We start from the raw sequence: 21,504 nt of genomic DNA on the forward strand, positions 1-21,504 counted from the left end.
GCCCCCGCCCGAACACCGGGCATGACCCGCCCGGGGGCCGTCGCGAGACGGCCCCCGGGTCCCAGCTAGCGAAGGATGTAAGAAGAGTGGACCAACGCAGGATCCGCATTGTGGCCGTGGGAGACGAACTGTTGGCCGGCGTGGATGACCCCCGCGCGCTCGGCTGGTTCGGACGAGTCATGGCGCGCACCCCCCGAGACGTGGTTCCCGTGGACGCCTACAATCTCGCCGCACCCGGTCAGGGCAGTGAGACCCTCAACGACCACTGGTTCGCGGAGGCCTCCCGCCGCTTCGATCCCGCGTGCGACAACCGTCTGGTGATCGCACCGTCCGCCCTGGACATCGACCTGGGAATGACCTCCGCCCGGTCCCGACTGAACATGGCCAACATCGTGGACCAGGCCACCCAGAACAACGCCAAGGTGCTCGTGGTGGGTCCCCCGCCCACCCTGGACCCGCAGCGCAACCGCAAGATCGCGGACCTCTCCGCGGCCTACGGGGACGTGACCACGCGGCGCAACCACGTGTACGTGGACACGTTCAACCCCCTGCAGCACCACGAGCAGTGGCGCAAGGACCTCGCGGCCAACCACGGCAACCCCGGCCAGGCCGGCTACGGGCTCATCGCATGGCTCGTGCTGCACCGCGGGTGGTACGACTGGCTGCAGCTGCCCGAGCCGCGCTGACGCTCTCACCTCTCGCCGTGGCATGAGCACCGCCCGGAATGTGAGATACTGGCGGACGATGTCCCAGCCAATCATCGCAGGAGGTACATCATGAGCAAGCGTGGACGTAAGCGCAAGGATCGTCGCAAGAACTCGGCAAACCGCGGCAAGCGGCCCAACTCCTGAGGTTCAGCGAACGCATCACGAAGCCCCCGTGACCGGCAAGGTCGCGGGGGCTTCGCTCTGTGCGCGGGAGTTGCGCCGCCGGGTTCCTATGCCGCGGGGTGCTCGTTGCACTGGGCGTCGATGCGCGCGAGGATCGAGCGCTTGAGCTCGTCCGGCGCGGTCTCGCAGCACGAACGCTTCATCACGGAGCGGATCACGCACTCCAGGTTGTACTCACGCTCGCAGTCGGCGCAGTCCGTGAGGTGCGCGTGGATCTCCTCGAGGTCCTCGGTGGTCAGTGCCCCGTCCAGGTACTCGTAGATCCGCTGGATGCGTTCGTCGGTGCAGCCGTTGTGACACGGTTTCGCGGTCATGCTCTAGCCTCGATCCTTCGCTCGTGCGCCGTCCTTGGTCTTCTTCTGGACCTTGGACGTGTCGAATCCTCGTTCTTGGGCGTAGTCGCCCAGTTTCTCGCGCAGAAGCTTGCGGCCACGGTGCAACCTGGACATCACGGTCCCGATGGGCGTGTCCATGATCTCGGAGATCTCCTTGTACGCGAATCCCTCCACGTCCGAGAAGTACACCGCCAGGCGGAACTCCTCGGGCAGCTCCTGCAGGGCGCGCTTGACGTCCGAGTCCGGCAGGTGGTCCAACGCCTCCGCCTCCGCGGAACGCAATCCCGTGGAGGTGTGCGACTCCGCGCGGTGCAGCTGCCAGTCCTCCACGGTGTCCGTGTTGGCCTGGCGCGGTTCGCGTTGCCGCTTGCGGTACAGGTTGATGTACGTGTTGGTCAGGATCCGGTACAACCAGGCCTTGAGATTGGTCCCCGGCTTGTACTGGTGGAACGCGGAGAATGCCTTGGTGTAGGCCTCCTGCACCAGGTCCTCGGCATCGGACGGGTTGCGGGCCATGCGCAACGCCGCGGCGTAGAGCTGGTCCACGTACTGCATGGCGTCGCGTTCGAAACGCTTACGGCGCTGCTGCGTGGTTTCCGCTCCGGCGGGCACCTCTTCGGGGTGTTCCACCGGCTGGGAATCGTGAGTTCGCTGATCGTTCATCACGTCCCAGTCTAAGGTGGGGGCCGTCATCCTCCGCCGTCACCCACTTCCCTGGTCATTGCCGAGTGTTACGTCACATATGTGGCGCTTCTGTACACCGTGGATAACACGCACGCGCCGTGCGAGTATTCCCGGCGGCGGCGCGAACTCGGGCCGATAGGATGGCTACAGTGCGTACCCGGAGATGCCGGGGCCGTAAGGAGGAGAACCATGAGCATTGTTCGTCGTCTCGCCCGCCCGCTGCTCGCCACCGGTTACATCGCCGGGGGCGTCAACGCGTTCCGCAACTCGTCCGCTGCCGCGAAGCAGTTGGACCCGGTCCTCAAGGCCCTCGAGAGCGCCGCCCCGCAGGTGCGCCCCGTGACTGCCAACCGCGCTCAGGTCGCGCAGGGCATCGCCGCCGCCCAGGTCGTCGCGGCGTCGCTGCTCGCCGCGAGCAAGCTCCCGCGCCTGTCGTCCACCGTGCTGCTCGGCACCACCGCGCTCAACGGCTACACCCAATACCGCTCCGCGGACGCGAGCACCGCCGAGGGCAAGGCCGCCCGCCGGTCGGACCTGCTCAAGAACGTGTCCCTGCTGGGTGCCGTGATGATCGCAGCCGTGGACACTTCGGGCAACCCGTCCCTCGTGTGGCGCGCGAGCCACCTCGCCGACGACGTCCGCAAGAACGCGGTCAAGGTCGGCAAGGACACCAAGAAAAAGCTGGAGCAGGCCGAGAAGGCCGTCCAGGACGCCGTTTCCAACTAGGAGCACCGCGCCACGTGATGCCGAGCAACGGCGAACCGCAAGCCCTGGATGCCGCTCACTGGCGGGCCCCCTTCTCGGAGGGGGCCGCCGTGAGAGGCACGGTGGCCGTCCCCGGTTCCAAGTCCCTGACCAACAGGTATCTGGTCCTCGCGGCCCTCGCCGACGAACCGTCCGTGCTGCGCAAGCCGTTGCACTCGCGTGACAGCAAGCTCATGATCACCGCGCTCGAGCAGTTGGGCGCGGTGATCGAAGCGCTGCCGGACCCGGGGCCGTTCGGTCCGGATCTGCGGATCACCCCCCTGCCCCGCGCGCACACTCTCACCGGGCCCGTGGCCGTGGACTGCGGTCTTGCGGGTACCGTGATGCGCTTCGTCCCGCCCCTGGCGGCGCTATGTTCCGGGGTCGTGGATTTCGACGGCGACGCCGGAGCGCGCGTCCGACCCATGGGTCCCGTGATCGCGGGGTTGCGCGAGCTCGGCGTGTCCGTCGAGGACGACGGCCGGGGCACGCTGCCGTTGCGCGTCGTCGGCACCGGATCGGTGACCGGGGGCACCGTGACGATCGACGCGAGCGGCTCGTCCCAGTTCGTCTCCGCGCTACTGCTCTCCGCGGTGCGCTTCAACTCCCCGCTCGTACTGCACCACGAGGGCGGCTCCGGTGTGCCCTCACTACCGCACGTAGACATGACCGTGTCCGTGCTGCGCGACGCCGGTGTGGCCGCCGAGCGCATCGGTGACGCCGCGTGGCGGGTCAGCCCGAGCGACGTCGCCGGCCTGGACGTGACCGTGGAACCGGACCTGTCCAACGCCGGACCGTTCCTGGCGGCGGCCGTGGTCACGGGCGGGACCGTGAGCATCCCCGACTGGCCCGCCCACACCACGCAGGGCGGGGACCAGTGGCGGCGGATCCTGCCCCTGTTCGGCGCGGACGTCCGTGTGCAGGGCGGCACGTTCACCGTGACCGGTCCGGACGAGATCGCCGGGGTAGACCTGGACCTCTCGGAAGCCGGCGAGCTCGCGCCCACCGTGGCCGCGATCTGCGCGCTAGCCACCGGCCCCTCCGTGCTGCGCGGTATCGCCCACCTGCGCGGGCACGAGACCGATCGGCTCGCCGCGTTGCGCACCGAGCTCAACGCGCTGGGTGGGAACGTGGAGGAGACCGCGGACGGACTGCGGATTGCCCCCGCTGAGCTGCACGCCGGAGTCTTCCACAGCTATCACGACCACCGCATGGCCACCGCGGGAGCCATCCTGGGCCTGCGCGTGCCCGGGATCCGGGTGGAGAACGTCGCCACCACCGCCAAGACGCTTCCCGATTTCCCGGGCATGTGGGACCGCCTCGCGCGGCGGGGTTCCTGACGCAGTGGCCCGCAGGACCTGGGACGAGTCCGACGTCCGGATCCGCGCGAACAAGCGCGGCTCCCGCCCTCGCACCAAGCAACGACCCACGCACGCGGACGCCGTGATCGTACGTGTGGTGGCCGTGGACCGCAGCCGGTACACGTGCGTGGTGGGAGAGGACGAGGAACAACCTCGCACGGTGACGTGCGTGCGCGCCAAGGAGCTGCGGCGCCGGCCCATCGTGCCCGGGGATCTCGTGGGCGTCGTGGGTGACGTCACCGGTGCCCCGGACACCCTGGCACGCATCGTGCGGATCGAACCGCGCACCACCGTGCTGCGTCGCAGTGCCGATGACACCGATCCCGTGGAACGCGTGATCGTGGCGAACGCGGACCGGCTCGTGCTCGTGCTCGCGGCGGCCTCTCCCACCCCCCGCACGGGATTCGTGGACCGCGGGTTGGTGGCGGCATGGGACGCGGGAATCACCCCCGTGGTGTGCATGACCAAGTCTGATCTGGCCGATCCCACGGAGTTCCTGGACTACCTCCACGACCTGGACGTGATCACCCTCAGCACGCAGCGCGCGACCGACCGCGGTGAACGGCCCGAGGCCGGCATCCACGAGGAGTCCCTGGCCGTGTCCCACGATTCCCTCGAGCGGTTGCGGTCGTTGCTGGACGGTCATGTGAGCGTGTTCCTGGGGCCCTCCGGCGTGGGCAAGTCCACGCTGGTCAACGCCCTCACGGGAGCGCAGCGGGCCACCGGCGGCGTCAACGACGTCACGGGCCGTGGCCGGCACACGTCGTCCTCCGCGCGTGCCCTCACGGTGCCCGGAACCCGCCCCGGGACCTGGGTCGTGGACACCCCCGGGATCCGTTCCCTGGGTCTGGCCCACGTGCCCGAGGAGGAACTGCTCAACGCGTTCACCGACCTGGTCCCCGCCACCGCGGACTGTCCTCGCGGGTGCCTGCACACGGAGGATTCCCCCGGGTGCGCGCTGGACGCGTGGGTGCACCGCCCGGGGGCCTCCCCGGCGGCCCCGCAGCGGCTCGAATCGCTGCGCAGGTTGCTCGCGGCGTCGCGCGGGCAGACACAGCGGGGGGACAGCGAGAAGCAGCTCGGACAAGCGATAACGTAGACGCATGCGTACACCCAGCAGTTACACGGACGACCTCCGCCTGGCCCATATCCTCGCGGATTCCGTGGACGGACTGACCATGAAACGGTTCAAGTCCCAGGACCTCACCGTGGAGACCAAACCCGATCTCACACCCGTGACGGACGCGGACCGCGAGGCCGAACAGGTGATCCGCGCGCAACTGGGGCGCGTACGCAATCGGGACGCCGTGATCGGTGAGGAGTTCGGGACCACGGGTTCGGGCGGCCGCCAGTGGGTGATCGACCCGATCGACGGCACCAAGAACTACGTGCGCGGCGTACCCGTGTGGGCCACGCTGATCGGTTTGATCGAGGACGGTGAGGTGGTGTTGGGCGTGGTGTCCGCGCCGGCGCTCAACCGCCGTTGGTGGGCCGCCGCCGGGTCGGGGGCCTTCACGGGGCGCTCACTCTCGCAGGCCACGCGCTTGTCGGTCTCCTCAGTCAACCAGCTCTCGGACGCATCGCTGTCCTACTCGTCCCTGAGCGGATGGCGGGATCTGGGTGTACGCCAGCAGTTCATCGAGCTCACCGATTCCGTGTGGCGCACGCGGGCCTACGGGGACTTCTGGTCCTACTGCATGGTCGCCGAGGGCGCGGTGGACCTCGCGTGCGAACCCGAACTCAACCTCTACGACATGGCCGCGCTCGTGCCCATCGTCACCGAGGCCGGCGGGCGTTTCACGTCCCTGGCCGGGCAGGACGGTCCCTTCGGGGACAACGCCCTGGCCAGCAACGGTCTCCTGCACGACGCCGCTCTGGACGTCCTCGGTACCCGCGCCTCCCAGGACTGAACGAGCCCGGTGTCACGTGCGTGACACCGGGCTCGTTCGTCTCATCCGAGGGGCGGGATCACCCGCGGGGACCTCAGGAGTTCAAGGAATCGTTGAGGGCGTTCTCCACGCACTCCTGGTACGCGGCGTCGTTTCCGGCCACCGCGAGGTCCATGCAGTCGGCGGCCTGACCGAAGACCCAGGCGAACAGCACGGCCATCAGGATGCCTCCCAGCAGCGCGAGTGCGGAGAGTACGATGCCCACGACCGCGAGTGCCGGGGAACCACGGCGCGACTTACGGATCTTGACCACGCCGATGATGCCGAGGATCAGGCCCACGAGGCCCAGTACACCGCCCAGACCGGCGAACCAGAACGTGAGGATGCCCAGGATACCGAGCACGAGCGAGGCGATGCCCAGCCCGCGGCCCGGCACCGGGGCGTACGGGTTGCCGTAGCCGTCCTGGTTGTCGTACCCGCCCTGGTTGTAGTCGTTCTGGTAGTGCGTGGGGTAGCCACCCTGGGTGTCCTGCCCCTGGACGCCGTAACCCTGTTGGGGGTAACCGCCGGCGCCGTAGCCCTGCTGGTCGTAGCCCTGATTGCCGTAGCCCTGGCTGCCGTAACCCTGGCCGCCGTAGGCCTGCTGACCGGACTGGCCGTGCTGGTCGCCCCCGCCGTACTGGCTGGAGGCACCGTACTGGGTGGACGTGCCGTACTGATCGGACGTGCCGTACTGGCCCGTGGTGCCGTAGCCGCCGGTCTGGGTGGCTTTGTTCCCGTAGCCCTGGCCGCCCTGCTGAGCGGACGGATCGCTGTACTGGCCGTACTCGGGCTGCTGCGTCCCGCCCGCACCCTGAACCCGGTCGTCGGAGTACTGACCGTACTGCGGCTGGTCCCGGTGGGAGGCCGAGGACGAACCCGACTGATCGTTGGACCGCTCACTCATGGAAGCGCCTACCTCTCGGTTTCGATGATGGGTTTCCGGCTCAAGTCTTCCACATCGAGCCGGGAACACCGGGGGACGCCCCAGCCCACCCCGCTCGGGCACGCCCCTTCCGGCCGCCTTGAACCTCTGTGCTGCGATCCGCACAGATACCGGCCAGTACACGGTCTTATCGCAGCACAAATGTTCCAGGGGCGCGGGCGTGGACCTGGGCCACCGCTCCCAGTTACGGACGGCGCGCCTCACCGCACTTCTCCACGCCTCATTGCACCGCGAAGATTTCCAGGCGGACACAATCCGGGTCCCGCTCCCCCGTTCCCACGAACACGGTGCGGTTGAGCCACGCCCACGGCCCGTCCTCGCCCGCGGTGAGCACGGGCGCGCAGCGGAAATACACGCGACTCGGGTCCACCGGTATCCCCTGCGCGATCGCACGGGAATCCTCCGCGCTGGCCACCCGTACGGCGCGGTTGTCCACGTAGACCAGGTGACCGTCGGCGAGTTCCAGGACGTACTTGGCCTCGAGCCAGGAGACCTCGGCACCCACCACCTGGTAATCGGCTCCCGCGGGCAGCACTCGCCCAGAGCCATGAGGACCAGTCACCGCGCCACCCGTGATGGGTACGACCCTGCGTGTCCCGGCGGCGGTCCGGCCCACGGTCAGGGGTGCGGCCACTTCCACCCGCACCGTGAAAGCGTGCCGAAGGACTGGAGGCTGTGGAGTCGCCATGGCTCCACCCTAGGCCCGAGGACACCCGCCGGTCGGGCATACATGGGCCGGCCGGGGACACATGCGGACGTGTACCTCGGGTCCGCCGGGCTCCCGTGCTTGCCCCGCCGAACGCGGACCCCAGGACACAAATATGTCCCGATAACGCACTCTCAGGCATCGGCCACGTGCTTTCTCGGGACTCAGATGTTTCCGGGCTCAGCCAAATAAAAAGACCCTGAACCAATGGTTCAGGGTCTTTCTCACGTCCTGGGACAGGACGACAGTGGAGATGGGGGGAATTGAACCCCCGTCCGATGCAGCATTGTCAGGGCTTCTCCGGGTGCAGTGTGCTTACAGGTTTCTCAGTTCCGGTCATCTCGCACACGAGTGACCGCCGAACTCAGTTACGTAAGAGTCCCACGAACGCCCGTAACCTGCGTCCGCAGCAGTGACCTTCTAGCTGATGGCAGGATCCAGGTCGAAGGTGAACCTGGGCTGCCAGACTGCTGTCGCTACTTACGCAGCGAGAGCGAAGTCAGTGCGCTTGGATTTGGCACTTATTGTTTTACAGAGAGCGTTTACGAGATAACTCTGCGTCCTCGACCCGCTTCCCCTGTCTCAACTCACATCGTCGAAACCGATCATCCCCGTATTCATTTTTCAATGAGCTTCCACGTGCCGACGAAACTAGAAGGTCCGCCCGCGCGTGGACACATCAGAATACGCCCGCTCGGGCCAAACCGTCAACTCGCCGTGGGCCCCTGAGCCCCCGGCCCCATGCACCGACCCACTCGTGCACCGGGCCCCAACCACCGAGCCTCCCGCACGCTGAGCCCGACGACCCCAAGGCCCAGGCCCCGGGAACAGGATCGGAGAACGGCGGGCCCCCACGGCCCGCGCTGACACCCCCGGTGCTCCACTGACCTGGCCCTCCCCCGCGGGATGCCCTAGGGTGTAACGCATGTCCCGATGAGCCATTCGACCTCCCCGCGCCCGTGGCCGCTGCCCGGCGGGGACCCCGGCTATCCGAGGACACCCATGGCTCATCCCCCGCATTCTCCCGCCACCCCTAATACGGCCGCGCACATCCGCGTGTCCGGCATCTCCGCCTCCTACGGCTCCCACCGCGTGCTCACGGATATCAGCTTCTCCGTGACCGCGGGTGATCCCACGGGTCTGATCGGCGAGAACGGTTCCGGCAAGAGCACCCTGCTGCGCATCATGGCGGGCCTGCGCGCGCCCGACGCCGGTGAGGTCCGCGCCGTCGGCCCCGGCGATCCGCTGCGCGTAGGTCTGCTGCACCAGGAACCGCCCTTCGCGCCGCACGACACCGTGGCCCAGGCGGTGGAATCGGCGGTGCGGGCCGTACGGGACGTTGCGTCCGCCGTCGACCGCGCAGCTGACGCCCTTGCCCGCGCCCCGGAGGACGAGGGCGCTGCCACCGCGTACGCCGCTGCCCTGGACGCCGCCGAACGCATCGACGCGTGGGACGTGGACACCCGCATCGACGTCATCCTGAACGGGCTCGGCCTGGGCGGCGTGGATCGCGACCGGCCCACGGGTGCCCTGTCCGGCGGGCAGCGTTCACGGCTGTCCCTGGCCTGGCTGCTGCTCTTCACCCCGGACGTGCTCCTGCTCGACGAACCCACGAACCACCTGGACGACGCCGCCACGGAGTTCCTGCGCGCCACCCTGCGGTCGTGGCACGGTCCGGTGCTGCTGGCGAGCCACGACCGCGCGTTTCTGGACACCGCCGTGACCTCGCTCGTGGACCTGGACCCGGCACCCCGACCGCATGCCGTCACCTCGGATCTCGTGGGGGACGGCACCGGGACGGGGATCGGTGTGACCCGCTTCGGCGGGACCTATTCCCAGTACGTGCTCGCCCGCATGGATGCCCGCGAGCGCTGGGAACGCACCTACCGGGACGAACAGGCGCAGCTGAAGAAGTTGCGCGCGGCCGTGCGGGAGCAGCAGACCGTGGGCCACAGCGACTGGTCCCCCAAGACGGAGGGTCGTGCGGCGAAGAAGTTCTACGCGGACCGCAACGCGGCGGTGGTCTCCCGGCGGGTCAATGATGCCCGGACCCGCCTGGCCACCCTCGAGGACGAGCAGATCCGCAAGCCACCCCGGGAGCTGTTCTTCCAGGGACTCACCGCGGGTTTGTCCGGATCGGAGGCCGCACTGCACCGCACGGGTCCGGTACTGACCGCCTCCGCGGCCGAGGTCGCGGGACGGATGGCACCCGCGTCCCTGACCGTGAGCGCGGGTGAGTCGTGGCTCATCACGGGTCCCAACGGCGTGGGCAAATCCACCCTGCTGAGCCTGTTCGCCCGGCGACTGGAACCCACGAGCGGTTCCGTGCACGTGGCACCCGGCGTCCGCGTGGGGATGCTGGACCAGGACGCCACACTGCCCGGCGCCGACCCGGAGCACACGGCGGCCCATATCTACCGTGAGCTCGTGGGAGAGGACCGCGCGGAGACCGTACCCCTGGGGACGTTCGGTCTGCTGGCCGGGCGGGACGAGAACCGGCGGGTCGGTGAACTCAGTGTGGGACAGCGGCGTCGGCTCGCGCTGGCGGTACTGCTCGCGGACCCGCCCCACGTGCTGTTGCTGGACGAGCCCACCAACCACTTCTCACTCGTGCTCGCCACGCAGCTCGAGGCGGCGGTACCCGACTACCCGGGAACCGTGCTCGTGGCCTCCCACGACCGCTGGTTACGCCGGAACTGGACCGGCCGGCACCTCGCACTGGAGGTGCCGGCCGGGATGCCGTGAGTCGAAGGGCTCAGCCGCGCATGTTGCGGTAGCGCATGGCGCGCTGGGCCTCGCGGTTGTCCTGCTTCTCGCGCAGGGTCTGACGCTTGTCGTACTCGCGCTTACCGCGCGCCACCGCGATCTCCACCTTCACGCGCTTGTGGTCCACGAAGTACAGGGACAGCGGGATGATGGTGTAGCCGGCCTCGCGCGTCTTGCCCGCGATCTTGTCCAGCTCGGAGCGGTGCAACAGCAGCTTGCGCCGCCGCCGCGCGGAATGGTTGGTCCACGAGCCCTGCAGATACTCCGGGATGTGGGCGTGTTCGAGCCACAGCTCGCCGCGGTTGTCGAACTGGCAGAACGCGTCCACCAGGGACGCCCGCCCCATGCGCAGCGACTTCACCTCGGTCCCCATGAGCGCCAGACCGGCCTCGTAGGTGTCGTAGATGTTGTAGTCGTGGCGCGCCTTCTTGTTGTTGGCCACGATCTGGCGGCCGTCATCAGCGTTCTTCTTGGCCATCGGCCTGTTCTTCCTTCACCGGGTCCCGCCGGGGACGACGCCGCTGTCCCGGCCCGGGTGCGCGGGGCACCTGCCGGGCGGAGCGGCGTCGTCGTGCGGCGTGGAACCCTTAGTCCTCGTCGTGCTGGCGGGCGTCCGCGCGCCAGCGAATGCCTTCGTCGATGAACGAGTCGATCCCGCCGTCGAACACGGAACTGGGATTACCCTCTTCGTAGTTGGTGCGCAGATCCTTGACCATCTGATAGGGGTTGAGCACGTACGAGCGCATCTGGTCACCCCAGGATGCCTTCACGTCCCCCGCCATCTCCTTCTTCTTGGCGTCCGCTTCCTGCTGGCGCAACAGCAGCAAGCGGGACTGCAGCACGCGCAGCGCGGCCGCGCGGTTCTGGATCTGCGACTTCTCGTTCTGCATGGACACCACGATGCCCGTGGGGATGTGGGTCATGCGCACCGCGGAGTCGGTCGTGTTCACGGACTGACCACCGGGACCCGAGGAGCGGAACACGTCCACCTTCAGCTCGGACTCCGGGATCTCGATCGTGTCGTCGGACTCGATGAGCGGGATGACCTCGACCGCCGCGAAGGACGTCTGGCGCCGCCCCTGGTTGTCGAACGGGGAGATCCGCACGAGCCGGTGCGTGCCCGCCTCCACGGACAGGGTCCCGAACGCGTAGGGCGCCTTGACCTCGAACGTGGCGGACTTCAGACCCGCCTCCTCCGCGTAGGAGGTGTCCAGGACCTTGGTGGGGTACCCGTGGCGTTCCGCCCAGCGCAAGTACATACGCATGAGGATCTCCGCGAAGTCCGCGGCGTCCACACCACCGGCGCCCGAGCGGATGGTGACCACGGCCTCTCGCTCGTCGTACTCGCCGGCCAGCAGGGTCTGGATCTCCAGTTCGGACAGCGCCTTGCGGATGGACCCGAGTTCCTCCGCGGCGGCGTCCCGGGTGTCCTGGTCGTCCTCTTCCTCCGCGAGTTCCACCATGACCTCGAGGTCGTCGATGCGCCCGGAGATCTTCTTGAGCCGGTCCAGCTTGCTCTGCTGGTGCGAGAGCTGCGAGGTGACCTTCTGGGCTTCGTCCGGGTTGTCCCACAGGTCCGGGGCCGCGGCCTGCTCGGACAGGACGGCGATCTGCTTCTTCATGGACTCGACGTCGCTGACCGCCGCCACGGAGTCGTAGGTGGCTCGGAGGGCACGGATTTCTGCAGCGTAGTCAATGGAGGCCATGACACATCACTTTACGTCATGGTGCCCGGGCCCGTGAGCCGGTAGGATTCCCTGCGACCCCGCTGCTGAGGAGCCCGCCGATGGAACGCCCCACCGTACTCGCACTCATCCTGGCGGGAGGCAAGGGGTCCCGACTGGGCGCCCTGACCGATCACGTGGTCAAGCCCGCACTGCCCGTGGGCGGCACGTACCGCTTGATCGACGTCTCCCTCTCCAACCTGGCGCACTCGCACATCCCCGACGTGTGGATGGTGCAGCAGTACCTACCCCACGACCTCAACGCCTACATGGCCGGCGGTCGCCCGTGGGACCTGGACCGCTCCCACGGCGGGTTGCAGATCCTCCCGCCGTACGAGGGATCCCACGGCGAGGGTTTCGCCAGCGGCAACTCGGACTCCATCTACCGCCAGAGCGCGATCATCCGCGAGGCGAACCCGGATCTGGTCCTCGTGCTCTCCGCGGACCACCTTTACACGATCGATTTCCGGTCCGTGGTGGACACACACCTGACCAAGCGCGCGGACCTGACCATGGTCACCACGGAGGTCCCCGAGGACCCCTCCCGCTACAGCGTGGTGCGCACCGACGAGGCCGGCCAGGTCATCGGGTTCGCCTACAAGCCCGAGGAGCCCAACGGCAACCTGGTGGCCGGTGAGATGTTCCTGTTCTCCACGGACGTCCTGCTGTCCGCGCTGGACACCCTCCAGTCCGAACTGGGCCAGCTGGGCGACTACGGCGAGGACCTCATCCCCTACGTCCTGGAACACCACCGGGTGGTCGAACACCGCCACCTCGGGTACTGGATGGACCTCGGGACCGTCCAGTCCTACTGGACCGCGCAGATGCAGCTCATCGACGGCGACGGCGCGACCCTCGACGATCCCGCGTGGCCCATCTGGAGCGGTCAGGTCGCCCTCCCGCCCGCTTTCGTCGACGACGACGCCGCGGTCTCCCGCTCGTACGTCGCCCCCGGGGCGCGCGTGGCCGGCACCGTGGAACACTCGATCATCGGCCAGAACTGCGTGATCGAGGCCGGGGCCGTGGTGCGCAACTCCGTGCTGCTCGACAACGTGCACGTGGGCCCCACGGTGGAACTCAGCAACGTGGTCGCCGATTCCGGGGCGGACATCACCGGCGGTTCGCAGCGCGGTTCCGCGCAGCACGTCACGGTGATCGACCGCACCGGTACCGTGAGCCAGCGAGAAGCGTTCGACACCTCCGCGGTCCTGCCGCGGAACCATGAGCAGTACTGATCCCCTCCTTCGAAAGGTCGTCCCGTCATGAGCCGTTCCCGATCCACCCTGGGCCCCGTGCTGCGTCAAGTGCTGCGTTCCACCGTGCGCCGCCAGGCCACCCGCCGCCTCATCGGCGTGGTGCCTCCCGTGGCCGCGTACCGCCGGGTGGCCACCGCCCGTCGACTGCTGCGCATGCTGCGCCGCTGAGTCACGTCCACTGCAATGTGGCGAAGGCACGGCCGGGAATCTCCCGGCCGTGCCTTCGTCGTATCGGTGCTTCGTTCACGGCGGTATGTCATTCAGAGCGTCGCCACGCTCATAGCGGTGCGTGGTCCATAGCGACACCTCGCCTGTGACAAGGCCTCGTTGATGGCGGCGCGTCACCCGTGACGGCACCCGTCATCGGGCCGTTTGGGGCGTCAGGCCCAGGCTTGCGCTCCACCGCGGGACGGCAGTGCACGGGCGACCGCGTAGCGGCCCGGGCCCGTGAAGGCCAGGGCGAGCGCGCCCGCACCGAGGACCATCACGAGCTCGATCCCGCCGTCCGAGGCGAAGAAGCCCGCCGGGGCGTGCACGAGGATCAGTGCACCGGCCATGGCCAGGGCGAGCAGGACGCCGGCGATCCGGGTAAGGATCCCGAGGATCAGGGCGATCCCGCCCGCGAGTTCCACCACGGCGGTGAACACGGCGGAGGCCTCCGGGGCGGGGATGTCCATCCCGTCGAAGCTCTGGGCGGTTCCGTCCAGACCCCATTCGGAGAACTTCTGCCACCCGTGCATGACGAAGGTGATGCCCAGGGCCAGGCGCAGGATCAGGAGGCCCACGGACACCGAGGGAGCGCCGTCGTGCTGGACGGCGGTCGATGAGGTTGCGCGTGCGGTGTCGGTCGTGGTGGTCGGAGCGTCGGTCATGGCAGTTTTACTTGTCATGGAAAGTAACGCTACCAGTGACGCGTCAACGTTACACAACACGTCACCTGTGAAACCGCTGGTCAGGCGGCGATCCGGGTGAGGTGGATCACCGCCGCATGACGGCTCGCGCGTCCCCCGTAGCGCTGATCGGGACACCCGCGGGGATGAACACGTTGACCACCGGCGGATGCACCACGGCCGAGAGCGTGACCTGGGCGGTCGTCCCGTCCGCCGATCCCGTGGGCGCCGCGAGGGACAGGCCGCTCACGTCCTGGAACGCCCCCACGGTCCCCAGGTAACTCGTGGCCGAGGCGGCCACCGCCCCGTTCGTGAGAATGGGTGTGGGCGGGCCCGAGCCGGAGCGGTCCACGTTCGTGAACGTGTCCGCGGCGGCCCCCGCCGCCCGATCGGCGAGCGATTGCAGTTGTCGCTCCCCCACGTACACGCTGGTGATCGCCATGACCGTGACCACCAGGAGAAGGGTCACCAGGGCGAAACCGATCAGCACGATCGTGGTCTGTCCGGAGTCAGGATCCTCGGGGTTCGCGCGATGCCGTTCATCGCGGTCCTGGCTCCCCGCGTTCGCCAGATCCTCGTGTGGCCGCGGCCCGTCGAGGTCGTCGATCTGCGCAGTCGCGATACCGATGAGGGGCCGCATCACGTCGCGGCCGTAGAGCATCGCGCGCCTCATGAGTACCGCCCCGCGATGACTGTGACGTCCGAGGACAGCGTGGCGATCCGGGCCGTGACGAACCCGGGCATCGCGGGCAGTTCCACGGTGATCGTTGCGTGGACCCGGGCCACCGAACCGGGCGTCTCACATGTGCCGTCCGAACAGCTCACCGTCACGGCGAGGTCCTGCGGGTCGAAACCGTGATCCTGGGCGGCGACCGCGGCGACGTCGTGCACCCCCACGCGATTGAGGTCCTTGGCCTCGAGAACGGAGACGGCCTGAGCCGCCTGGTCCGCCGCCGCGACCACGGCGAACGAGCCCGCCTGGACCCGGGCCACCGTGACCACCAGGTACATCACGGGCACGAGCAATAGCAGGCCCAGTCCGATGAACTCCACGATCGCGCTCCCCCGGTCCGGATCGTCCCCAAAACCCCGCCGTGCCAGGACCTCACGAATCCATGTCGACCGCATGCCCACTCACCTCCAGCGCGCGCGGCGGGCCCAGCGTGGCCATGACCGGTAGGGGCGAGACCACACGGATCTCGACCGCCGGCAGTGAGCCCACGCTGGTACGGGACACGGAGATGTCCCGCGCATAACTCGCCCCCACGGTGTCGGTGATGATCCCGCGCGTGCGGTCGATGCCGTCCTCGTCGGTGCGGTCCGCGAGGCTCGCGTACCGGGCCCCGGCCGCGGCGGCGTCGATCAGGGTGTTGCGCACGTGCAGGGCGAACCCCACCTGCAGGATGAGGCCGAACAGCACGATCGCGAGCGCGAGGACCATGACGTATTCGGCCACCGCGTTGCCGGCGTCCGGGTCCAGGGCGGGGTCAGAGGCCCGAGACGCGGTTGATGGCATCCTGGAACAGCCCCTCCAAGGCGGGCCGGGCGATCAGCAACAACCCCGCCACGAGCACCGCGGACATGAGCGTAAGCATGACCCAGCCGGGTACGTCTCCCCGATCCGGGTGGTCATCACTCGGTGCGAGCCGGGCGGGCAGGGCGACGGTCAGCAGCCACACGGTGGCCGCGTGACAGCGCATCAGGTGTTTCATGATTTTCTCCTTGTGTAGTCAGTGAGTCCGGGAGCCGGTCCGTCAGAACCCCAGGTCCAGGACCGCGAGTCCGGGGAACACCGCGAACATCACGCTCAGCGGCAGGATGAAGAAGACGACCGGGACGAGCATCGCGATCTCCTTCTTGCCGGCGATCTCCATCAGGACCCGTTTGTCGTGGTCCCGCACGTCCTGGGCCTGGGCCCGCAGCACGTCCGCGAGTGGGGTGCCCCGTTCGATGGCGACGACGATGCCGTCCACGAACCTGCCCAGCGCCACGACGTCGGTGCGCGCCGAGAAGTCCTGCAGCGCCGTCGTCAATCCGGACCCGGCGCGCGTCTGGGCGAGCACCGCTCGGAACTCCCCGGCCAACTCGCCCTCCGCGACCCGGCACACCCGTTCGAGCGCGCCCACGGTACTCTCCCCGGCGCCCACGGCGAGCGCCATGAGCTCGGCCACGGCGGGGAACTCGGCGAGCATGCGCTTCTCCCGGCGCTGGATGCTGCGGCTCAAGAGGTAGTTGCGCAGCCACACACCGGTCCCCGCGCCGAGGACGGCACCCACGGCGAGAATCGCGATGTTCACGTCCGCACGCAGCACCAGGGCCGTCCCGATCACGCTGCCCACGACCGCTCCGGCCACACCGAAGAGCACCTGTTCGGCGCGGTAGTCCATGACGTCCTTGCAGGAACCGTCCTTCACGAGTCGACGCGCCAGGACGTCCGCGTTGGAGAACAGGGGCGCGGCGCGCTGCAGGATCCAGTGCATGAGCGCGTTGCCCGCCGCACCCGTCAAGGACTGACCGCGGGACCGCCGAGAGCGCCAGGGGTTGTCCCCGAGACCGGCGGTGAGCTCCGCGGCGCGCAGTTGCGGGGCGATCCGGTCCGCGAAGCTGGGCGCTCCCACGGCCTTGGCCGCGGCAAGGATGAGCCACAGTCCCAGCGCCAGGACGAGTCCGAGCACCCCGGACAGCACCGTGATGTTCATCGCAACACCCTCCGCTCGGTGGGCAACGCACCCAGACGCAGCATGAGCTGGTACGCCAGCACCGAGATCGCGAGCCCACCCAGGAGCACGGCGGCGCCGGTGGCCGTGTTGTAGGCGCGCACCGCAGCGGGTTGGGTGGCCATGAGGGCGAGGATGAGCCACGGTGCCGCCACGGACAGCCGAGCGGCGTTCACGGTCCAGGACTGCCGGGCTTCCAGTTCACTGCGAGTTCGTTCGTTCTCCCGCAGGAACTCGGACAGGGTGCCCAGCAACTTCCCCAGATCGGTGCCGCCCACCTCGCGGGTCACGCGCAGCGCCTCCACGATGTTGTCCGCCACGGGATCGGCGAGCCGCTGCTTGAGCATGGTCAGCGACCCGTGGAGCTGACCGCTCGCCCGGTAGTCGGCCGCGAACTGGGCGAACGCGGGTCGCAGGGGTTCCGGTCCCCGGTACTGCAGTTGCATCAGGGCCTCGGGCAGACCCATGCCCGCGCGGATCGCGGAGCGCAGGTGGTCCACGACGTCGGGCCAGACCTCGCGCAGGACGGCCGTGCGACGTCGTGCGCGCCGTTTGACGAGCCACAGCGGGAGGCACAGTGTCACGAGGAAGACGCACAGGCCGAACACCGCGGCGGACGTCAGCGCCAGGATCAACACCCCCGCCACCAGGGCGAGGAGCAGGCTCAGCCCGATGAACGCCGCGGGTGACAGGCCCGGGAGATCCGCCCGTAACAACAGGGTGCGGAGGTAGCCTGCCCGCGCCTGTTTGGTCCGCGCGGCGGGTGGCCGGGTCCAGCACGACCACCACACGAGGAACACCCCGGTTCCCAGCAGTACTCCGAACAACGCACTCATGGGTCTCGCCGCCCCGTTCGCGACGCGTTGTCCGCGGGCGTGGCGATGCGGCTGGCATCGTCGGACGCGGTACTCGCCGGAGCGTCGTCGTGAATCAGCGACGCCGGAGAATAGCCCGCGCGCGTGAACTTGTGGGCCGAGGGCAGCTCCGAGGCCACCGCGCGCAGGGCACCGTCCTGTAAGCGGAAGATCGGGTACGTCTCGATGACGCCGTTCTCCACCCGGTTACCGATGCCCAGGATCTCGGCGACGTACCGGTGACCCGAGGGCGCGCGGTGGCAATGGACAACCAGGTCGAAGCACGAGGCCACGGTGGGTACCACGAACGCGCTACTGATGTTCTCGCCCGCGAGCAGCGGCAGGGTGCAGATCTTGGTCACGGCATCACGGGCAGAATTGGCGTGCAGCGAGCACATCCCTGGCAGCCCGGCATTCAGCGCGATGAGCATGTCCAGGCTCTCGGCCTCGCGCACCTCCCCCACGACCAACCGGTCCGGGCGCATGCGCAGCGCCTCCTTCACGAGCCGGCGAAGCGGGATCTCGCCCGTGCCCTCGAGGTTCGCTTGGCGGCACTGCATGCCGACGACGTCGCGCAGCGCCACCTTCAGCTCGAAGACCTCCTCGACCGTGATCACCCTCTCCCGCGGGCCGATCGCCGCGCACAAGCAGTTGAGCAGGGTGGTCTTCCCGGCCTGGGTGGCCCCCGACACCAGGATGTTCAACCCGGCATCCACCGCCGCATGCAGGAACTGCGCGGCCTGGGTGGTAAGCGAGCCCAACCCCACTAGATCCTCCAGACGGCGGGCCCGTGCCACGAACTTGCGGATGTTCACCGCCCAATGCGCCCGGGTGACGTCCGGGATCACCACGTGCAACCGGGAACCGTCCGGCAGGGAGGCGTCCACGAACGGGGAACTCAGATCCAGGCGGCGCCCCGAGGACTTGAGCATGCGCTCCACGAGGGTGCGCACGTGTGACTCGCTCAGCACGAGACTCGTCAGCTCGGATTCGCCGTCGCGGGCGATGTAGATCTCGGTCGGGCCGTTGATCCAGATCTCCTCGACCTCGGGATCATCCAGGAACGGCTGCAACGGACCGTACCCGGCCACCAGGTCCAGCACCGTCTTACGGGCAGCCTCAAGGTCCTGCACCCGCGGCAACCCCGCACGCGCCGAACGCACGTCGTACTCCGCCACCACAGCGGCCACGATCTGACGGGTGGGCTCCACCTCATGCAACGGATCCAACCCGCTGCGCCGGATCTGCTCACGCACATCCGCCTCGATCAACCCGATCGCGTCCTCGGCGACCCCTACGGCCATGACTCCCCCTGGGATTCCCCCGAACCCGTTACCGGCTGGTCAACTCTGCAGGGAACGCTAGGGGAAATCACAGCTGATCGACACGACACAGCACCCGGTCTGTGGATAAACCCGCTGACGTGCACCGATGAACCCGGCCATGGGCGTCATGTTTCGACCCACTATGCAACTGCATCGAGCATGATGGGCATCACACCAATGGGGCAGGACTCGCTAGTTGTTGTTGGCCATGAGGTTGCTGACGGTGTCGGCGCCTCGGCCTGGTCACTGCCAGACATGAGGCTTGGATCTTAGCGACGACTTGACTCTGCCGTAACGTCAACCGACAGGGTGGTGTTCATGACTGAGAACGACGGGCCGGCGATTGACCGGTCGATCTATGTGATGCCAATGTTCGTGAACTTCGTGGTCAGCGACCTAGCAGCATCCGAAGCGCTCTATGCCTCGGCGGGGTTCGTGACGCTTGCGACCATCCCAGGGCCGGGCGGTGTGCCGTCGCTTGTGCATCTGCGCCGGGAAAAGTACCAGGACATCCTCATGACCCAGGGCGTAGCGGTGCGCGGGTCAGTATCCGTGTCGTTTGCGGCGGGCGACGTCGACCTCGGGGAAGTCGTTGATCGGCTTCGGTCGGCAGGTGCCGAGGTGGCGGGGCCGCTCGATACTCCGTGGTTCACGACCGATGTCACGTTCACGGACAAGGACGGGAACGTGGTCACTCTGACCGCTCCGCGGATGGCGGATCAGGCTGCCGCGCAGGCCTGGGCGAGCGATCAGATCACCGGTGACTTCGAGCTGCCCAAGGGAGCAGGCGCCCCGAACTGGAACCAAGGCTGAGGAGAGCAACGTGACGGAGTGGCCGATCAGAGACCTTGCGAAGGCGACCGGGCTCACCAGTCGAACGCTCCGACACTACGAGCAGATCGGGCTACTCCTTCCCTCGCGGGTCGCGAGCAACGGATACCGCTTCTATGGTGACGCCGAGATCTCACGGCTCTACCGAATCCTGTCGCTCCGCGCGCTCGAACTCCCCCTCGCGACCATCCAACTCGCGCTCGATGACAAAACCTCTCTCGCTGACGCCATCGAAACGCATCTCGGGCTCCTGGAAGAACGCCGAGACAGAACCAACGAACAGATCGCCGTCGTCCGACGCACGCTCGAGACGGTGAAGAAGGGCCAGTCCATGTCCGTCGAGGAAGTCTTCGCAGGCGTCGACCAGAGTCAGTACGAGACCGAAGTGCGCGCCCGCTGGGGTGATGCGGCCTGGGAGCGCAGCGCTATGCGCCGTACCGGCATGACCGACGAACAACGAGAAAACGACGATAAGAAGAGCCGCGACGTCAACGCAGCGTTGCGGGCTGCGGCCGAGGATAGCGAGAACCCGAATAGTTCCCGCTTCCAGAGCTTGGTCGCGGACCACCATCGGTGGGTTACGGCGTACTGGGGAGGTAGAGAACCCGACCGTGAGGCCTATACCGGGCTCTCCGAGTTGTATGTGGCCGATCCTCGGTTCGCCGCAACCTACGGCGGTGAGAGCAACGCCGAAATCATTCGCGAGGCAATGCGGATCTGGGTCCGAGCCAACCTCGAATGACGAATGGATGATGTTTCACCGGAACAGTCCGCTCACCTTGGAGGGCCGCCGCCGACTGATTGAGCGCTGCCAGACGCGGCCGATTTCACACGTCGCGGCCGAGATGGGCGTATCTCGTGCCACGGCCTCGAAATGGGTCAATCGGCACCGAGCCTTCGGCCACGAGGGTCTGCTCGACCGCTCCTCGACGCCATTGCGGCAGCCGACCGCCACGTCGGGTGCGGTCGTCCAGCGGGTCGAGTGGTTGCGCCGCGAGTACAAATGGTCGGCATCTCGCATCGCTTTTGAGCTTGAGCGGGAAGGGGTCTGCCTCAGCCGCAGGACCGTGACTCGACTGCTGGGGCTGGGCCGCCCCCTTCATTCGGTCCGGTCGCTGTGCGAGTCGTCGGTTTCCGATTGATGGGTGCATTGCCGAGCGTAGTCGACGGGTGCGAGGTAGCCGAGCGATGAATGCCGGCGGTCGTGGTTGTATTCGGTCTTCCAGTCGCCGATCACGACCTGGGCGTGGAGCAGCGAGTAGAAGCTGTTGATGTTCAGGCACTCGTCGGGGAGCCTGCTGTTGAACGACTCGACGTACCCGTTGTGCCAGGGCGAGCCGGGCGGGATGTAGAACAGGCCGGTGCGGGTGCCGGCCCAGTCGGCCATCGCGTCGCTGATGAACTCGGGGCCGTTGTCGGATCGGAGCACCGCGGGGGCGCCGCGGACGGCGACGAGCTCTTCGAGGTGGGCGGTGAGCCGGTCGGCGGTGATCGACCGTTCGACGAGCCCGCCGATGCATTCGCGGGTGTGCTCGTCGACGATGGAG

At 68.1% G+C, this 21,504-nt stretch carries 26 protein-coding genes, 1 other RNA gene and 1 pseudogene; 12 read left to right on the forward strand and 16 right to left on the reverse strand.

Annotation, left to right across the window (positions count from 1 at the left end; genetic code table 11):
* The first annotated feature begins 86 nt into the window (after positions 1-86).
* Together AS25_RS09770 and AS25_RS15625 are read left to right on the forward strand one after the other, a co-directional pair.
* Positions 87-686 (forward strand): GDSL-type esterase/lipase family protein, encoded by a 600-nt coding sequence (locus AS25_RS09770; protein ID WP_035964698.1) that lies wholly within the window; start codon positions 87-89, stop codon positions 684-686.
* Positions 687-776: 90 nt separating this feature from the next.
* Positions 777-851 carry a 50S ribosomal protein bL37 gene (locus tag AS25_RS15625; protein ID WP_098054049.1) on the forward strand — a complete coding sequence of 25 codons (75 nt, stop codon included), beginning with the start codon at positions 777-779 and terminating at the stop codon, positions 849-851.
* Between the two features lie 86 nt (positions 852-937).
* Here AS25_RS15625 and rsrA read toward each other — a convergent pair whose 3' ends face one another.
* Both rsrA and AS25_RS09780 read right to left on the reverse strand, forming a co-directional pair.
* On the reverse strand, positions 938-1,204 hold the full coding sequence (gene rsrA / locus AS25_RS09775; RefSeq protein ID WP_035964700.1) for a mycothiol system anti-sigma-R factor: 267 nt from the start codon (positions 1,202-1,204) through the stop codon (positions 938-940).
* Positions 1,205-1,207: 3 nt separating this feature from the next.
* Positions 1,208-1,888 carry a sigma-70 family RNA polymerase sigma factor gene (locus tag AS25_RS09780; RefSeq protein WP_035964770.1) on the reverse strand — a complete coding sequence of 227 codons (681 nt, stop codon included), beginning with the start codon at positions 1,886-1,888 and terminating at the stop codon, positions 1,208-1,210.
* A 210-nt stretch (positions 1,889-2,098) separates the two neighbouring features.
* On the opposite strand from AS25_RS09780, the gene AS25_RS09785 reads away from it, so the two are divergent.
* Genes AS25_RS09785 through hisN form a run of 4 tightly spaced genes read left to right on the forward strand, consistent with a single transcriptional unit; the run spans position 2,099 to position 5,924 of the window.
* Positions 2,099-2,635, forward strand: coding sequence for a DoxX family protein (locus AS25_RS09785; RefSeq protein WP_035964701.1), 537 nt, complete (start codon positions 2,099-2,101; stop codon positions 2,633-2,635).
* A gap of 17 nt (positions 2,636-2,652) precedes the next feature.
* Positions 2,653-3,993 carry a 3-phosphoshikimate 1-carboxyvinyltransferase gene (gene aroA / locus AS25_RS09790; RefSeq protein WP_035964703.1) on the forward strand — a complete coding sequence of 447 codons (1,341 nt, stop codon included), beginning with the start codon at positions 2,653-2,655 and terminating at the stop codon, positions 3,991-3,993.
* A 4-nt stretch (positions 3,994-3,997) separates the two neighbouring features.
* Positions 3,998-5,113, forward strand: a complete 1,116-nt coding sequence (rsgA, locus tag AS25_RS09795; RefSeq protein ID WP_035964704.1) for a ribosome small subunit-dependent GTPase A — start codon at positions 3,998-4,000, stop codon at positions 5,111-5,113.
* Between the two features lie 4 nt (positions 5,114-5,117).
* Entirely contained in the window at positions 5,118-5,924 is an 807-nt protein-coding gene (gene hisN, locus AS25_RS09800) for a histidinol-phosphatase (protein ID WP_035964706.1), read from the forward strand.
* Positions 5,925-5,997: 73 nt separating this feature from the next.
* Here hisN and AS25_RS15455 read toward each other — a convergent pair whose 3' ends face one another.
* From AS25_RS15455 to ssrA, 3 genes are all read right to left on the reverse strand, one after another.
* Positions 5,998-6,849: a DUF4190 domain-containing protein gene (locus tag AS25_RS15455; RefSeq protein WP_052160872.1), complete on the reverse strand. Its 852-nt coding sequence runs from the start codon at positions 6,847-6,849 to the stop codon at positions 5,998-6,000.
* Positions 6,850-7,108: 259 nt separating this feature from the next.
* On the reverse strand, positions 7,109-7,576 hold the full coding sequence (locus tag AS25_RS09810; RefSeq protein ID WP_035964707.1) for a DUF3237 domain-containing protein: 468 nt from the start codon (positions 7,574-7,576) through the stop codon (positions 7,109-7,111).
* Between the two features lie 263 nt (positions 7,577-7,839).
* Positions 7,840-8,207: a transfer-messenger RNA gene (gene ssrA, locus AS25_RS14285) on the reverse strand.
* Positions 8,208-8,596: 389 nt separating this feature from the next.
* On the opposite strand from ssrA, the gene AS25_RS09815 reads away from it, so the two are divergent.
* A complete protein-coding gene (locus AS25_RS09815) occupies positions 8,597-10,339 on the forward strand; it encodes an ABC-F family ATP-binding cassette domain-containing protein (RefSeq protein ID WP_035964709.1) in 1,743 nt (580 codons plus the stop codon).
* Positions 10,340-10,349: 10 nt separating this feature from the next.
* Here the strand turns inward: AS25_RS09815 and smpB are convergent, their stop codons facing one another.
* Both smpB and prfB read right to left on the reverse strand, forming a co-directional pair.
* Positions 10,350-10,838, reverse strand: a complete 489-nt coding sequence (smpB, locus tag AS25_RS09820; protein ID WP_035964713.1) for an SsrA-binding protein SmpB — start codon at positions 10,836-10,838, stop codon at positions 10,350-10,352.
* 109 nt (positions 10,839-10,947) lie between these two features.
* Entirely contained in the window at positions 10,948-12,066 is a 1,119-nt protein-coding gene (gene prfB / locus AS25_RS09825; RefSeq protein ID WP_035964714.1) for a peptide chain release factor 2, read from the reverse strand.
* Between the two features lie 80 nt (positions 12,067-12,146).
* On the opposite strand from prfB, the gene AS25_RS09830 reads away from it, so the two are divergent.
* Positions 12,147-13,319 carry a glucose-1-phosphate adenylyltransferase family protein gene (locus AS25_RS09830; RefSeq protein WP_035964716.1) on the forward strand — a complete coding sequence of 391 codons (1,173 nt, stop codon included), beginning with the start codon at positions 12,147-12,149 and terminating at the stop codon, positions 13,317-13,319.
* A gap of 27 nt (positions 13,320-13,346) precedes the next feature.
* Complete coding sequence (locus tag AS25_RS14680; protein WP_156523380.1) at positions 13,347-13,508, forward strand: hypothetical protein; 162 nt, start codon at positions 13,347-13,349, stop codon at positions 13,506-13,508.
* A gap of 212 nt (positions 13,509-13,720) precedes the next feature.
* On the opposite strand, the gene AS25_RS09835 is transcribed toward AS25_RS14680, so the two are convergent.
* The 8 genes from AS25_RS09835 to AS25_RS09870 all read right to left on the reverse strand — a co-directional run bounded on the left by AS25_RS09835 (position 13,721) and on the right by AS25_RS09870 (position 19,105).
* Positions 13,721-14,212 (reverse strand): DoxX family protein, encoded by a 492-nt coding sequence (locus tag AS25_RS09835; protein WP_253270542.1) that lies wholly within the window; start codon positions 14,210-14,212, stop codon positions 13,721-13,723.
* A 106-nt stretch (positions 14,213-14,318) separates the two neighbouring features.
* On the reverse strand, positions 14,319-14,891 hold the full coding sequence (locus AS25_RS09840) for a pilus assembly protein TadG-related protein (protein ID WP_253270543.1): 573 nt from the start codon (positions 14,889-14,891) through the stop codon (positions 14,319-14,321).
* An 8-nt stretch (positions 14,892-14,899) separates the two neighbouring features.
* Positions 14,900-15,283, reverse strand: coding sequence for a hypothetical protein (locus AS25_RS09845; protein WP_253270544.1), 384 nt, complete (start codon positions 15,281-15,283; stop codon positions 14,900-14,902).
* Between the two features lie 52 nt (positions 15,284-15,335).
* Complete coding sequence (locus AS25_RS09850) at positions 15,336-15,746, reverse strand: TadE/TadG family type IV pilus assembly protein (protein ID WP_253270545.1); 411 nt, start codon at positions 15,744-15,746, stop codon at positions 15,336-15,338.
* Entirely contained in the window at positions 15,718-15,942 is a 225-nt protein-coding gene (locus AS25_RS09855) for a hypothetical protein (RefSeq protein ID WP_156960949.1), read from the reverse strand. The genes AS25_RS09850 and AS25_RS09855 overlap by 29 nt, the downstream gene beginning before the upstream one ends.
* A 42-nt stretch (positions 15,943-15,984) precedes the next feature.
* Positions 15,985-16,929, reverse strand: a complete 945-nt coding sequence (locus AS25_RS09860) for a type II secretion system F family protein (RefSeq protein ID WP_035964718.1) — start codon at positions 16,927-16,929, stop codon at positions 15,985-15,987.
* Positions 16,926-17,783 carry a type II secretion system F family protein gene (locus AS25_RS09865; protein WP_035964719.1) on the reverse strand — a complete coding sequence of 286 codons (858 nt, stop codon included), beginning with the start codon at positions 17,781-17,783 and terminating at the stop codon, positions 16,926-16,928. Before AS25_RS09865 ends, AS25_RS09860 begins: the two co-directional genes overlap by 4 nt.
* Positions 17,780-19,105: a TadA family conjugal transfer-associated ATPase gene (locus tag AS25_RS09870; protein WP_253270546.1), complete on the reverse strand. Its 1,326-nt coding sequence runs from the start codon at positions 19,103-19,105 to the stop codon at positions 17,780-17,782. Before AS25_RS09870 ends, AS25_RS09865 begins: the two co-directional genes overlap by 4 nt.
* Positions 19,106-19,444: 339 nt before the next feature.
* Here AS25_RS09870 and AS25_RS09875 point away from each other — a divergent pair, with 339 nt between their 5' ends.
* From AS25_RS09875 to AS25_RS14290, 3 genes and pseudogenes are all read left to right on the forward strand, one after another.
* Positions 19,445-19,939: a VOC family protein gene (locus tag AS25_RS09875; protein WP_035964780.1), complete on the forward strand. Its 495-nt coding sequence runs from the start codon at positions 19,445-19,447 to the stop codon at positions 19,937-19,939.
* 10 nt (positions 19,940-19,949) lie between these two features.
* On the forward strand, positions 19,950-20,699 hold the full coding sequence (locus AS25_RS15050; RefSeq protein WP_035964720.1) for a MerR family transcriptional regulator: 750 nt from the start codon (positions 19,950-19,952) through the stop codon (positions 20,697-20,699).
* 10 nt (positions 20,700-20,709) lie between these two features.
* Positions 20,710-21,051: pseudogene (locus tag AS25_RS14290) on the forward strand (helix-turn-helix domain-containing protein); the annotation flags it as partial.
* A gap of 5 nt (positions 21,052-21,056) precedes the next feature.
* On the opposite strand, the gene AS25_RS09885 reads toward AS25_RS14290, so the two are convergent.
* On the reverse strand, positions 21,057-21,504 hold a 448-nt coding region (locus AS25_RS09885), incomplete at its 5' end, for an IS3 family transposase (RefSeq protein ID WP_035964721.1).

Origin of the sequence: Kocuria marina (assembly GCF_000786655.1) — a bacterium.
Lineage (GTDB): Bacteria > Actinomycetota > Actinomycetes > Actinomycetales > Micrococcaceae > Kocuria > Kocuria marina_A.